Below are 15,537 nucleotides of genomic sequence, written 5' to 3'. Positions count from 1 at the left end.
ATCGACGAATAATATGTCACCGCCGGCGCCGGAAGCGTAACAACTACCGTCGATTTTGTTATGTCGTAAATAAACGTAACCTGCGAGACGGCGGATTCGTTGAGCGCCTTGTCGAACGACTTGGCATAAACGCGATAAGTCGAGCCGTCGACCCACGCAGGGGTCGAGCCGGTGTGATACCACGAGCCGGACTCGGCGCCGGGCGTCACGTTATTACTGACGGCAAAATACGTCTGCGCTTCATTGTTAAATCCGTTGCCGTCCCAGTAATTTCCATCGCCCGAGGGATTAATCTGTATCGCTATTTTGACTTCTTCAAGAAGCGACTTCAAGCCCGCGGGGCCGGGGTCGGACGCCGTGCCGGAAATGGTGTTGAGCGGCGCCGTTTCAAAATTCGCAATAGGTCTTACGACGGAGACAAGCGGTATATTGTCGTCGAAAAGGAAAGTTCTTGTGGTCCACGCGGACAAATTGCCGGCCAGGTCGAGAGCCCTGACGTTGATGTTATATTTGATGGCGTCCTGCCATGACGGATTGTTCGGCGACGACAGCGACCAGACAGCCGAGGAGCCGGCCTGCTGCGTCGACGAGGTTACCGTCCACGTGGAGTAGTTTACCCACGCGCCCGAATTGCCGCTCCAGAACCACGTCGGAGCTGTGGACGGCCCCGTAGAAATTCTTACGTAAACATTGCGAATGCCGGACAGCGGATCGACCGGAGCATCCACCGCCGTACCCGAGATCGACGACAGCGTGCGCACGCTTGAGTACTCCGTCGATGCGGCGGGAACCACAAGCGTAGTCGACGGCATCGAGCGGTCAAAGAGGAACTGAACGGTGGTCTTGGCGCCCAGATTCGCCGCGTAGTCGCCCGCGCGGACTCTTATCTGATAGTAGCGAGGTCCGGTCCACGACGGCAGCGAATCGGTGGCGGTCCAGACGGAATATGTCTGGCGCGGCGATAACACAGTGCCGGTAATTTCGGCCATCGGCGTTTCCGAGGAGAACTCCACGCCCGACCAATAATACGTGTCGCCGGCGTCAAGATACGTTATCTGGAGTTTGATATCGGTTACGCCCGAGAAGTCGTCCGTCGACGTGCCGGATATGGTAGGCAGGGAATTGGCGGTGGAATTATTCGACGGAAGCGCCACAAAGGTTTGAGGCGGCACATTATCGAAAGAGAAAGTGTTGGAGTTCACGCCCACGTCAAACGCCGTGGCGACGTTGCCCGCCGCGTCGGCGGCGCGGGATATTACAAGATACCGCCTGCCGCTTTGCCACGCGATGTTTACGGGATTTCCGTAGCTCCAATTTGCGGCGTCGCCGGTGTTGTACATAAACCACTGCGGATTGTCGGCGTTAAAAGTCGTTCCGTTCCAATATTTGCTGTTGGAAAGATCCTGTATGGCCACAGAAGTAACAGCCACTCCGGAGAAGTCGTCGGCGGCCGTGCCGGTTACGGCCGGCAGAGATTTATAGCTGGCGTCGTGCACGGGTAAATTTATTCTGGCGCCGGGCGGCTCGGTGTCAACATTGAATGTGGTGGTGGACCACGCCACCTGCACGTTGCCGGCCTTGTCGGTGGCGCGGGTGTTTATGGAGTAGGTCTTGCCTGAGACCCAGTCGGACGGATTGCCGTAATCGTACGCCCACCAAGTGCCCCCGGCGGTGAGATTGGCGGCAGTCAGCCATTTGGAAGGCGTGTCCCACGTGGCGCCCTGCCAGTAGAAACGCACTCCGTCGTCGTAGAATATTCTCACATCCGTATAGTCGACGTTATCGGGCAAGTCGTCTATGGCGGTTCCCGAAAGCGTGGTGAGCGCGTTGGACGAAAGGTTGTACTGTCCGCCCTGCGCGGGACGCACCGACCGCGAGGTAGGCGGCAGAATGTCTACCGTGCAGGTTCTGGTCGATACCTGCGTTTCGGCGTTTCCGATATTGTCGACGGAGCGGGCCCTTATGCGGTAACGCTTGCCGGAAATCCACTCGGGGGCCGCCAGTTCCCACGACAGTGTCGGATCGCCCGGGTACGGATTGTCCGTCACCGACGCCGTGCCGAGGGTGGCCAGTTCCGTTTCTTCGGCCGTGCCGTATTTGTCGTAGACAATCCACGTGCTGGTCCCGAAGTCCCACCACTTATCGGAAGCCGACGCATCCGTGGAGTTGTAGGGCGACTCGTCGAGACGGACGGAAATTTTCACGCCCGCAGCCGCAACGCCGGAATACTTGAAAGCCCCGTCGGGACGATAATCGCGCGAGGTGCCCGTTATCATAACAAGCGGATCGCCCGTCGAATAACCTTTGTCTTCTATCGGCAGATTGATAAGAGAAGCCGGCGGGTGAGTGTCGATATTTACCGTGTAGGCGAGCGCGGGCGATTGATAGTTGTTGGTCACGTTATCCCACGCGCGCACGGATATCTGGTAATCTTTTCCGCTTGCCCACGACGGCACGGAAGCAAAGTTCCACGTTGTAATCCCTTGCGGATCTCCGCCGAGAGTTGCGGTGGGCCATGCCCCCAAAGGCGGTTCGGCATCGTTCCAAATTCCCGAATACCAGTATTTGTCGGCGGAGACGTCTCTTATTAAAACTTCTATTTTTTGTATGCCCGCGCGGTTGTTGGCGACGGGATAGTCGCGGGCGGTGCCGGTTATGGCCCCCAGTGTCTGGTAAAACGCCCCGTTGACGATGCTTGAATCGAAGAACGCGCGGGGAGCGGAAGAATCGAAAATGAAGTAATGCTCGGCGACCGGCGACTGAACGTTGCCCGGCAGAGGCAGGGCATTGTCGGACGCCCACGAGCGTATGCGATAAGCGATGCCGTCGCCCCACGCGGGAATATTCGTCGAGGTCCAGACGGATGTGCCCGTCGCCGTCCACGTCGCTATGCCGACGCCGGGCGGGTTCCAGCCGGTGGTCGTCCAGAATTGATTGTTCGTTTCGTCATAAACTGTAAGTTCGACATTCCGCAGACCCGCTACGAGCGGACGGACGGCGGCGGCAACGGGGTCAACGGCCGTGCCCGATATCGTCGCAAGGACTTTGTGGTGAGTGGCGTAAGGTGTCGTCATCGCGGACAGGGGAGGCGTCGTGTCCACGATAAATGTCGAGCCGCGAACGTTGTAGAACGCCTCCTGATTAAGAGCGTTGTCGCGGGCTCGCGCCGTGGCATAGTAGGATGCGCCCGAAAGTATCTCGTTCTGGAAGGATTCCGAGCGGTACCATTCGATGGGTTCCGTATCGACGGAACCGCCGTAGGAGCGGGCCAGCGGCGACGGCTCGTTGAACGCTCCGCCGCCCCACCACTGCATTCTGTAGTTGTCGCGTATGGCGACTTCGATGGTGGACTGTGTGATGCCGGTGCCGCCGTAGTTCGTGCCCGACGCCGCGGGAGGGACATCGCGGGCGGTTCCTGAAATCGCTCCGAGAGTTCTGACGTAAACGCCGTGCGCGGGCACGGTCACGTAAGTGTTGGGCGCTTCGGCATCAAAACGGAAAGTGCGCGTGGCGTTATTCAGAGTGTAAAGGCCGGCGTTATCCACGGCGCGGGCGTTTATCTCGTAATAGTTGCCGCTCGCCCAAGTGAACGTCTGAATCCACAGCGACCAATTGCCCGATTGATTCGCGGGCGTAAACCACGCCGTTTCTCTGTTGACGTCGGAAATGGTAAAACCCGCGCCGTCCCACCAGCCGTCGGCGGTGTAGTTTTTGATTCTTATCTCGACTTTATTGACGGAGCCCTTGGCGTTGGTGTCGGCCGCTATGCCGCGTATTTCGGCAAGCGCGTTGTATGACGCCAGAGACGGCGTCGTTATCGACACTTCGGGGCGGGCGGTGTCGTACACGAAAATTTGTTCGAGAACGGTGCCGGTGGAAACATTGCCGGAGCGGTCGAGCGAACGGACTTTCAGGCGATACTCGTTGTTGTTTAGCCAGGTCGGAGTGGATGCGTCGGCAAGCCACCACGTCTCGGGACCGGCAAAACCGTTGATATTTCCTTCGGCGTTGATCCACTCGGGCGTCTCCGGCGCGGGCGGATGGCTTATCGCGAAAGCGCTGCCGTTCCACCAATTGCCGTCGCCGGTGGGATCAATCTGCACAGCCACCTGAACTTTATCCAGAAGAGACGGGTTCGCGTAGGTGGAAGCGGGGTCGGCCGCCGTGCCGGATATCGTCGGAAGCGTTGTGATGAAAGCCGCCGCCGGTTTTTGCAGGCGCGCGACAGGCAGAGTCGTGTCGTATATAAAGGTCTTGGTCGTCCATCCGGACAGGTTGCCGGCAAAGTCGAGAGCGCGTGAATATATGTCGTAACTTCTTCCGTCATCCCAAAGAGCGCCGCCGTCAAAAGTCCACGGGTCGGTGCCGGTCACGACGGTCCACGTGGAACCGGCCACCCATGCGCTCGTTGCTCCGCTCCAATAAGGCAGTCCGACATCGGGCGAACGTTTTATTCTGACAAGAACTTTGTCCACTCCGGAGTAAAGCGCGGCGGGCAAATCCGCCGACGTTCCGGATATAGTCGGAAGTTGCGTGTCGCCGGAGCCGTAGTATGAAAGGGCCGGCACGGTTATCCCTGTTGCGGGGGCGGTGCGGTCGTAGATAAAGACGACCGTAGACATAACCGTTTCGTAATTTCCCGCGGCGTCCCTCGCGCGTGAAACAACGCGGTATCTTGTGCCCGACGTAAAATTGGAATCCGCCATGGAATACGTCCAGTCGCGCTGGCCGCGTCCGGCGGTCACGGATGCCGGCGCTCCGGTGGAATAATCCACCCAGCTTCCGCCGCCGGCGTAGTGGCTCCAGTACCAGCCGTCGTCCGCCACGCCGTCGATACGCTGTATGGAAACCGACACGGAAGCAACGCCAGAAAGATCTCCCAGGGCGGTTCCGGATATTATCGTAAGATTTTTATGAGTGGCGCCGTCGGCGGGGAATCTTACCGTCGACAAAGGCGGCGTGGTATCGGTGACAAAATCATACGAAGTCCACGCGCCCTGATTGCCAAACGGTTTGGCGTGGTCAAAGGCGTACACGCGGAGGCGGTACTCTCTGTCGGACTCCATGTTGATCTTATTCATATTGTACGACCACGAAACCGGCGAGCCGCCGAAACTCGCGGGAGCAGGTTCGTCGGCGGACAACGTTACGACCGTATTCGACGACCATTCCACGCCCGTCCAGTAGTAAGTATCGCCCGACAGCAGTTTCGTCAGTTGTATATATGCGGTCGAAGCTCCGGCAAGATTGTCCGTTATCTGGCCTAAAAAGTCAAAGGATGCTCCGCCGACGTGTTCAAGATTTATCGAGGGAGACGCGGGGAAGGTTATTGAAGCCGCGGGGCCGGCATTGTCGTACCTGAAGTTTACCGACGAGACGCCGAAGGCATAATTCACCTGCTGGTTTTCGGCCTTGTCGAGCGAACGGGCAGTCACGGTATAAAGCGCTTCATTTTGCAGCGTCGGCGTGGTAAAACTCCACGACGCATTGTTAAGAGCGTAGACCGACGCCGTATTCCACGTGACGGCAAAAGTCCATCCCGGAGGAGACGCCCTGTAATACTTGCCCGCGTTGTCAAGCGTGTTGGCGTAGAGCATAACTTCCACGTTTGCAAGATTTCCGCGGCTCGGCCAGTCGCGCGCCGTACCGGCAATCTGCGGCAGCGAAGAATACACGTTGGTTGAAACACTGTGGATGGGAAGTGTGACGGCCGCCGTCGGCAGGGAAACGTCATAGACGAAAGTTTTTTCGCTCGTCAAAGTCAGCAGCGGCGACGGGGAGACCCTGTCGTAAACGCGGGCGCGAACGTAGTACGTGGTATTTTCCGTCCACGGATTTTCCGGAAGCGCCGCCTGCCACTCTCCGTCCTGCCACGACGAAGTGGAGTTCCACACTTCCGTGGCCGTCCACGAAGAATCGGATATTCGCCAGTAATGTCCGTCGGTACGGGCGATTTTTATCTGTATAGAGTTAACGCCGGAAGGCGCGTCTTCGGCGGTGCCCGATATAGTTGTTACGGATTTATGGAAGTCCCTCGACGGTTCCAGCAGTGAAGCATTGGGATTCTGGTTGTCGACGCCTATGGTCACAACAATATTAGGCGAAGGCGGAGAGTTGGGATCATCGGAGCCGTGGGGCGGAGGGTTCCATTCCGGCACGTTTTCCGTGGATATCGCGCGGCTGCGAATTTTGTAGTGTTGGCTGTGTATGAAAGTCGAGGTTTCTACGGTAAATGACCAGTTGGGCAGTTCCGGCGTTACGCGCATCCAGGTGCTCTGCGATATCCAGTAGCCGTTGGTGGTCGTGGAGTTATTGGTGTAATACTTGCCGTCCGAAACGCGTTCTATCTGAATGCCCACATACTGCGTCTCTCCGATACCCGTGGCCGCCTGGGAAGCGGTGCCTCCCACGGATACGAACGAAGTGTAATACGCGCCGTCGACGGCGGTCGTTATCACCGAGCGGGGACGCGGAGGACGCAAACGCATCGTGGACGGGGTGTAGGGCGTCTCCTGAACGTTACCGGCTTCGTCCGTGGCCCGGGCGCGAATCTGATACTTTTCTCCGTCGAACTCCGGGTCGGTCTGCCAGGTTACTCCCGCGGTGGGATAAGTCCATATTCCGGTTCCCTGATTGTAATTCGCGGGCAGCCACGTGGAACCGCCCCAGTTGGAGCCCGTCCAGAATGTCTGCGCTTCCGTCTGCTGATGAATGTGGGTTATAAGTATCTCTACGCCGGACATTTTGCCCGGGAACAAGTCGGAAGCGGTACCCGACGCCTGCGTAATTATGAATACGTCGGGGTATTCGTCGGGGACTCCCGGAGGCATTGTAACGGCGGAAACCGGTTTAGTCGTATCGAACACAAAATAGTTGGTCGCGCCCCAGGCCAGATTGGCGGCGTTGTCGTACGCGCGGCTTACGACGGTGTACGACGTTTGTGTAGTCCAGTAAGCGTCGGCGATGGCGTAAGTCCACGTGGACAAATTGAGCGCGGTTACGTGGAACGACGAGTTGTCGAGAGTAAATCCCGACGAACCCCAGTATTTGTCGTCGGAATGACGCTGTACGGAAATTTCCACGCGCTGCGCGCCCGACGGCGCGGCGCCTTCGGGATAGTCGACCGTCTGCTCGGGGTCGGCGACGGTGCCTGAAATCGTGGTAAGAGTGTTGCGCCACACGGGCGATGCGACCGTGCCGGGCGCCGGTAAGTTGACCGACGAAACCGGCGCGAGCGTGTCGAAGTAATACGTTCTGGTAGTAAATGCTATCTCAAGATTGTTGTTGGCCGGATAATCCACCCGGTCTTTGGCGCGGGCATTGATGACGTAAGAGTATCCGGGCTGCCACATTCCGTCGGGGAATGTGGTTCTCGTCCACTCGTCGGGAATGCCGGGCGTTATGGTTATCTGGTCGGAGTGCCACGACGTGTCCGCGCCCGACCAGCCGAGGCCGTCGAACCACCTGCCGTCGGAACGACGCACCCGCAGGCGCATCTGGTATATGCCGGTGCCCGGCGAAACGTCCGCGGCGGTTCCCGAAATTGAAGAGAGCGCCGAGGATCTGTAAGCCACGGCATTCGGACCCGGCTCGGCCATCCGCGAATACGGCGACTCCCAGTCCATCTGGAAGGCGGACGTGGCGTTCGTCGTAAGGTTGCCGGCTGCGTCGAGGACGCGGACATAGAGTTCGTACTGAGCGCCCGACGTCCATCCTGATACGTCGGCGATTCTGCTGTAACTCCAGCCCGGATTGGCATAAGCCGCAGTGGACCATTCGATTTCTTCGACCCAGGTGTTGTTGCCGTCCCAGTATCCGGCGGGAGCGACGCGACGCACGGCGATTTCGACTTTGTTGACTCCGGCGGGCGAATCCGAAGCCGTTCCGGTAAGAATGGCGAGTTCTCTGTATTTTTTGTTGTGTATGGGAGAAACTATCGCGAACGAAGGCGCGTCGCGGTCAATGTAGAAAGGCGTAACTTTTATCGCACCGTCGGCGGTGCCGCCCTCGTAATGAGTGACATTGGCGACGTAGTCGCGCGCGCGGGTTCTCAAACTATAGCCGTTGCCGGAAATACCGCCTGTCGTCCAGCATTCGGTGGCCACGACCGCCGTCCACGAACGTGTCTTGTCTCCGACGGAGCCGTTAACGGAAGCGGTTATCCATTGCGGGTTGACGTCCCATTCCTTGGCGGTGTTGTTCCACCACTGATCGTTGTCCAGACGTCGAATGGCGGCGCTCACGCTGTTGATGCCGGCGGTGGCGTCGGTGGACGTGCCCGATATCGTTACAATTTCTTTGTAGTACTTGTCGACTTCGGGCGGAGGCGCTATGACCGACGCGGGGTTCGTGACATCATGGAAGAAGCGACGTATCCCGGACGCTGCGCCGGTCGAACCGGCGGCGTCGAACGCGCGGGCTTCGATGTCATAGGTGTGACCGTCGGTAAGTGTGGTCGCGGGCGTGGGTATGTTGTATGTCCAGTTAACGAATGCTTCGTCGAAAGATCCCACGTCGAACCAGACGGGCGAGCCGGCAGCCACCCACTGCCCCGCGCCATCGTTCCAGTATGTCGCGCCGCGCGAGATGTTCTGTATGTAAATCTGCACGCGGCCCACGCGCGAATCGGCGTCCAGCGCCGTGCCTGTTATGGACGCCAGCGTGTCGTAGGCGCGCAGGTTCAGAGGAAGATTGACGGCGGGCGCCGGAGGAGCCACGCTGTCGTAAATGAACGCCTGTCTGCGCCACGACGACTGGTTGTCGGAATTATCCTCGGCGCGGGCGTCCACACGGTAGAGCCGCCCGTCGAGCCACGCGGAATTGTCGGCAAACTTGGAATGCGTATATGTCCACGTGGACGAGCCGGTATTGTCGTAGAAACCCGTTACGGTCTCGCTGCTCCAGTAAACCGGTCCGCCGCCGCCCTGCCAGTAATAAGTGTCGCCGGCGGCAAGATAAGAAACTCTCAATTCCACGCGCTTTATGCCGGAATTATAATCTCCGGCGCCGTCGGGCTTGTCGGAAGCGGTGCCCGAAATCGTGGCCAGCGCGCTGTAAACGGGAGTAGCCGCGCCCTGAAGCGGTCTGGTAAACGCGAACTCGGGGGCGCTCGAATCGTACGTGAAAGTGCCGGAATCCGTTCCGACGGTAAATGACGAAACGCCGTAGGTCTTTTCATTGCCGGCCTTGTCGCGTCCGAAGACGACAATGTTATATCTGTGTCCCGACTGCCATCCGAACGACTTGACATAATTCCATTCGAGTTTGCCGCCCACCGTCGAGGATGCGGTGATGACATCCGCCCAGTAATTGTCGCCCGTCCAATCCATCGCGCTCGTCCAGTATTTGCCGGTGCGAAGGTTCTGCATAACTATTTTTACAAGAGTGCCGTCAAGACCGGAGAAGGCGTCGACGGCCGTGCCGGATATTGTAGCAAGCGTTTTCGAGGGGCTGTAGCCGGCGCCGTGGCCGGGTTCGACTATCGAGGCCTCCGGCGGCTGATTATCGACGGAAAATTCCACCTGCGAAAGCGCGAAGCTGTCTTCTTCCTTGTTGCCGGCGACGTCGCGCGCGCGAACGGTCACGCGGTACCATCTGTCGGACGGCCAGTTGGCGGGAAGCGAAGTATATTGCCATTTCGTGGCGCCGGGCGTAAGCGGCGCAGTGACAAGATATGTGGAATCCGTAACGGCCCAGTTGGAGCCGTTCCATTTGCCCAGAGACGAACCCTGCACGCCTTTAATATCGCTTATGTCGTGAATCTGGATTTCGGTATAACTCACGCCCGACGACGTAGTGGAATCGTCCGCGGCCGTTCCCGATATCACGGCGGGATTGATGTAAGAGTTATTGTTGGCGGGATAGTTTATCCGCGATGTCGGCGGAATATTGTCCACGGAGAACGTAACTACGCCGGGCGGCTCTACGTTGCCCAGGAAGTCGAACGCGCGGCGTCTTATCCTGTACGTCTTGCCCGAGACCCAGCCGTCGGCGGCTATAACATCGGTATAGAAACCCTTGGAGCCGCCCGCTATCGTCCAGATGCTCGTATGGTCAAACCACTTCTCGGCGTTGCCGGCTCCCACGGACACCCACGACGAGCCGTACCACCAGTAATCCTCGGCGCCCGGAGCGCCGGGGTCGGGATTGTCGGCGTTTTCGTCGCGATAAACTGAAATTTCCACTTTCTCGACGGCTGCGTTAAGCGGATTGTAATGATCGACCGCCGTTCCGGAAATTCTCGAAAGATCGGACGAATACGACGCGCCGGGCGCGGGTCTCGACAGATTTGAAGACGGCGGAGTATTGTCGAAAATGAAAGTCGTGGAACTGACCGGCGACTGGTAAGTCCCCAGCGAATCCTGAGCGCGGGTCGTTATTTTGTAACGCCGTCCGCTCAACCATGGCGACGAACCCCACGCGGCTGCGGGATAACGGTAATCTCTGACGTCGCCGGCGCCCGACAACGTGGATTCAAGCCAACCGGGCGCGGAGCCCGGCTGCCAAGTCCCGCCGTCGTAATATTCGTTATCGGTGAGGTTCTCTATTTTAAGTTCGACTTTGGAAAGTCCGGATTTATAGAGTCCGCCGGATTCAAGAGGATAGTCGACCGCGGTTCCGGTAAGCTGAGTAAGCGCCGAATACTTGGTGTCTATCGCCATCGACGGAACAATGGATCTTGAAACAGGCGCGGACGCCTCCACAACTACAAATCTTGTAGACAGGGACGTCTCGACCACACTCGACGGATACGTGACCTTGTCGGTGCCGCGCGAAGATATGCGGTAAAGTTTGCCCACGGACCACTGCGGCACGTCGATGTACTGCCAGAATGTTCCGCCCGACGAGAGCGAGGCCAAAACATAATTAGTGGCTCCGGCCGCGCCCCATCCCGAACCGCCGCCGAGCCAGGGTTTATCATCGGCTATGTCGCGTATGTGTAATTCTACTTTATCCACTCCGGCGGTGGCGTCGTACGAAGTTCCTGAAATCGTAGGAAGAGCCGTATAGAATTTGTGAGGCGACTCGTCGGCGGGCAGCTGCACGAAAGTATCCGGCTCGGCGTTGTCGAACCAGAAAGTGCAGGAACCCGTAACGGCCTGTGTGTTAAAGGCCACGTCGAAGGCCTGCGCCTGTATGAAATAGCTCGAACCGCTCGTCAGTCCCGACGTAAAATTGTAATACCACCCGTATCTGGGATTTTCACCGGAGCCATTATCCGTAAGGTTGCTTACACTGCGCCAGCGGGCGCCGTCGGCCGCGGTGAATCCCGCGCCATCCCACCACGGATTGGTTTCCTTGTCATTCTTCCTGATGGCTATTTTTATTTTGGTGCTGTCGGATATTCCGCTTCCGACGAGAGCTCCGGCCATGTCGTGCGCAGTGCCCGATATGGTTCCCACTGTCCTGTAAGAGTTGCCGCTTACCGGGAAATTGGCATTGGACGAAGGCGGGGTGCGGTCCCAAATGAACGCCGTCGTGGAATAAACGTTATCGTAGTTAAGCGACCTGTCCGCGGCGCGCGCCTCGATACCGTATGTGCGGCCTTCCGACCATTTATCCTCGTTGAAAGCGTAATTCCACGCCGTCCACTGCGCGTCCGTCGACAACGCCACGAACCACGCCGCGTCCGGATTGGCGAATTCTATGAAATCGGCGGAGCCGGGCGACCAGTAAATGCCGGTGTCGTTGCGGTCGGCTATTCTTATCTGCACTTCGCCGACTTTGCCGGGGGTCGTATCGGACGCGGTGCCGGCAATATTTGAGAGTTCTTTTCTGGCTATCGTCGACGCTGATTCGGCCGGAGCGTTGAGTTTAGCCACAGGTCGGGTCGTGTCGTAAGTAAACTGCCGCGATACCGACGGAGAAATATTACCGGCCCTGTCGAGAACTCTTGTCTTTACTATGTACGTGAAGCCGTCGGCCCAGACGGGCGTAGTCGCCGCTATGGAGTACCATCCGCCGGAATCGGCTCCGGAAATTGCCGAGTAAGCGTCGAAATAAGCGTCGCCCTCGCCAGCGATATCCCAGTCGCGCGAAGCCGTGTTCCACCACGCGCTTTCGTAAGTGTTGAATATCGCGATTTGCGCTTTATCAAGCCGCGCGCGAGCCGTCTGTAAATTTTCCGAGGCGGAACCCGTTATCGTGGGCAGCGCGTTATGGAAGTCCGCATTCGGCAGCACAAGATAGGCGGTAGGGCTGGACGCGTCAAAAATAAACGCCGATGTCGCGGCGGGCGACAAATTGCCGGCGCGGTCAAGCGCCTGCGCGTAAACTTCGTATCTCTTATCGTAAGTAAGCGCGGGAGTGGAGTAAGTCCACGGCGCCGTGCCCGCCACAAGCGTCCAATCGGGGAGTACCCAAGTTCCGTCGGTGGTATTGCGGACTTTGATGTACACCATCGTGGTGCCGCTGATAAGATCCGAAGACGTGCCCGATATGGTCGGGAGCGTTTTTGCCGAGGCGACGGCGTTGGGCGAATACCAAAGGTTGTCACCGGGAATCGTGATATTTATCGTCGGCGGGACGGCGTCGAATTTAAACGTGACTGTGGAAAGTGTAAGCTCGGTGTTGCCGGCACGATCCTTTGCGCGGGAGATTACGCGATACTCCGCCGAATCCTGCCACGACGGCATTCCGCTTGTCCACGACCACGACGACAGCCACACGTTGTTTACCGCGACGAAATTGTATCCGGACATCACCGTCCACGAACCGCCGGAAGCGGGGCGCGACGAAATCTGAACTTCCACGGTGTCAAGTCCCGACAGTTCGGCGGCGGCGGTTCCCGAAATCGCCGAAAGCGTTTTGAAAGACAGCCCGCCCGACGGATAGTTTATAACGGAAAGCGGCGGAGTAGTGTCGTAAATTATGGTGTATTTAACCGAAACGTCTTCGACGTTTCCTATGTCGTCGGCGCCCCACACGCGCACATCGTACTCGTTGTCGGAAAGCCATCCCGATATGTCATATTTCCACTCGGCCAGGTCGGAAACGGGGTCGGCAGTGAAAGTCGACGGCGTAACGCCCGTCCAGTCGGCGCCCGTCCAGTATTTAGCGAGCGTTTTGTTGTAGATGTTGAGTTGAACACTACCGCCGCCGGCGTCGGTGATACCCGCCGAGTACGACGGAGACGCGGGCGTGTCCGCGGCGGTTCCTGAAATTTGCGTTATAGAGTTGCTCCAAGTTCCGACGGGCAGCGTGACAAACGTGGCGGGAACGCCGGTATCGAATATGAAAGCGTTGGAAGATGTTCCGATTTCAAAAATGTCCTGCTGATTGGCGGCGCGGTCTTTGGCGCGGGCGACTACCAGATATTTCTTGCCGCTCGTCCAGATGTCGCCGAGAGTATATTGCCAGGACGACTGAAAGACCTTGAAATTGGCCGACGTCTCGGTGCTTATCCAGACAAGTCCCGACTGCCATCCGCTTCCCGTATAATATCCGGCCGAAGTCGGACCGAGGTCGCGGATATAAACCTGCACGCGGCGCACGGAGTTCTGCGCGACCAGATTGTCGTCGATGGCTCCCGAGACGACCGTGAGTGTTTTGTATTTACCGCCGTCGGCGGGACGTGTCACCGAAGCGGTGGGCCGCGTAACGTCGTAATGGAAGTAAAGACCCGCGTTGCCGGAGCCGTCGCCTTCGCGATTGCCGGGCACGGGATAAACATCGTCGATGGCGCGGGATTTGACGAAGTATTCGTTTCCGTCCGTCCACGCTGCGGCCGCGGTGGAAGAAACCATAACCGTCTGCCAGTTGCCGGCGGAGAAATTGGCGGGGTTCCACGCGGCCTCCGTCTCGGACGGCGCCCACGAGGACGCGGCTATCACGAAATATTCCGTTCCCTTTTTAATCTGGACTCCGACGGAGCGTATGCCCGCGAGGCCGTCTGAGGCAGTGCCGGAAAGCGTAAGCAGCGCGTTATAGAATTCGCCGGACGCCGGACGCTGAACCGCGCTGGCGGGCGCGGCGGTGTCCCACGTAAATCTTACGGCGTTGGCCGCCGGCGGAGAAATCAACGTTTGATTTTCCCATATATTCCAGGCGTTCTTTCCCCGCGAACGCGCCGTGTATGACGAACCATGCACGAAAATATCGCCGGGCGTAAACGACCAAGCGGGCGACGACGGGGAAATATTGAGCCACGTCTCGTCGACAGTCCACGAAGAAGCCGCGCGGAAGTAGCTGTCGGAGGCGCGTTGTACGCTGAAAAAAAGCGTCTGCGTTTCGGAATTAGCGGTGCCGGCTATCGAGCCAAGCGCGTTTCTGAATGTGCCGTGTGTCGGCGAAGTGATGACGGATACCGCCGCCGGCGGACGGAAAATGAATGTGCGCGACGCGGGGACGACTTCGTAATTGCCGGCGCGATCCTGCGCGCGGACGTCGAGACGGTAACCGCCGTTATAGGCGAATTCTATCCCGGCCGTCGGGAAAGACCACACGCCGGTACCCGCGTTCCACGCGGCGTCAAGCCACGAATCCGAAGTTCCTCCCCAGTCGGAGCCGCTCCACCACGCGTCCGTTCCGGGTTCGGAATCGGCTACGGTAACCCGTTGGAGACGGACTTTGGATTCCTTCATAAGCCCTATGCCCCAGTCGGCGGACGTGCCCGATATGGTCGGCAGCGCAATCATTATAGCCGCGTCCGACAATGGGAGAGTAACGTACGACGCGGGCGACGAAGTGTCGTAAATGATGTAGTTTTCCGACGAGACGGCGGAGTTCGTAGCGCGGTCCCACGCGCGCGCTCGAACAGTGTAAGAAGTGTCGTTAGTCCAGTAATTTGAAGGAGAGAAAGTCCACGAAGACGTCCACACGTTAACGACGTGGAAAGATGACGCGACCAGCGCGAAACCGCCATTCTGATAAATCCAGTCGTCGGAAAGGCGTTTTATTTCGACCTCGGCGCGCGACAAGCCGCTCCTTACTTTGCCCGCGCCGGCGGGCAGAATATCGTCGGCCGTGCCGGTTATCGAAGTTACGGTTTTATACCACTCGTTATTTGCGGGATGGAGGACGGACGCCTCCGGATTGGTCTGGTCAAAAACAAACGTAACCGACGACGCGACGGTCTCCACGTTCGACGATGGAACGGCCCAGTCCTCGGAGCGAGGCCATATAGTGTAAGAGTAATCGGCGGCAAAAGGAACAGGATCGAAATTTTTCCACCACAAACCCGGATTGCCGTCGGTGAGGTCGGCGTAGAACCAGGAATTGTCCGTGCCCGCCCATCCGGCGCCGCCCGACCACCACTCGTTGGCGGGATCGCTTCCGCGCATACGGAACATAACATACTTAACTCCGCTGCCGCCGGTGGCGGTGTCGTTAGTCGTGCCGAATATTCCGGTGACGGCGTTTTTAGTGTAAAGCCCCTGCACAGGCGCGGTCGTTTTGGATACCGGCGCCTGCGTGTCGTACCTGAATTGATGCCCCGTGGCGGCCCAGTCGGGGTCGGCGGGATTGCGCCCTGCGTTATCGCGCGCTTCAACCCAAATCTTATACTGCACTCCGCTCTCAAGAGTATATGAAGACGAC

General features: G+C 58.3%; 1 protein-coding gene (running past one end of the window). It reads right to left on the bottom strand.

What is annotated here, in order from left to right; translation table 11 throughout:
* The coding region annotated (locus tag CVU77_05575) for a hypothetical protein (protein ID PKN01406.1) crosses the window boundary (this coding region is incomplete at its 3' end): on the bottom strand, positions 1–15,537 show 15,537 of its 28,700 nt. Its footprint extends 13,163 nt past the window's final position.

The sequence above is a fragment of the Elusimicrobia bacterium HGW-Elusimicrobia-1 genome (assembly GCA_002841695.1).
GTDB lineage: Bacteria > Elusimicrobiota > Endomicrobiia > PHAN01 > PHAN01 > PHAN01.
The sequence above is the reverse complement of the archived record's forward strand: the minus strand, read 5'-3'. Positions and strand labels throughout refer to the sequence as shown.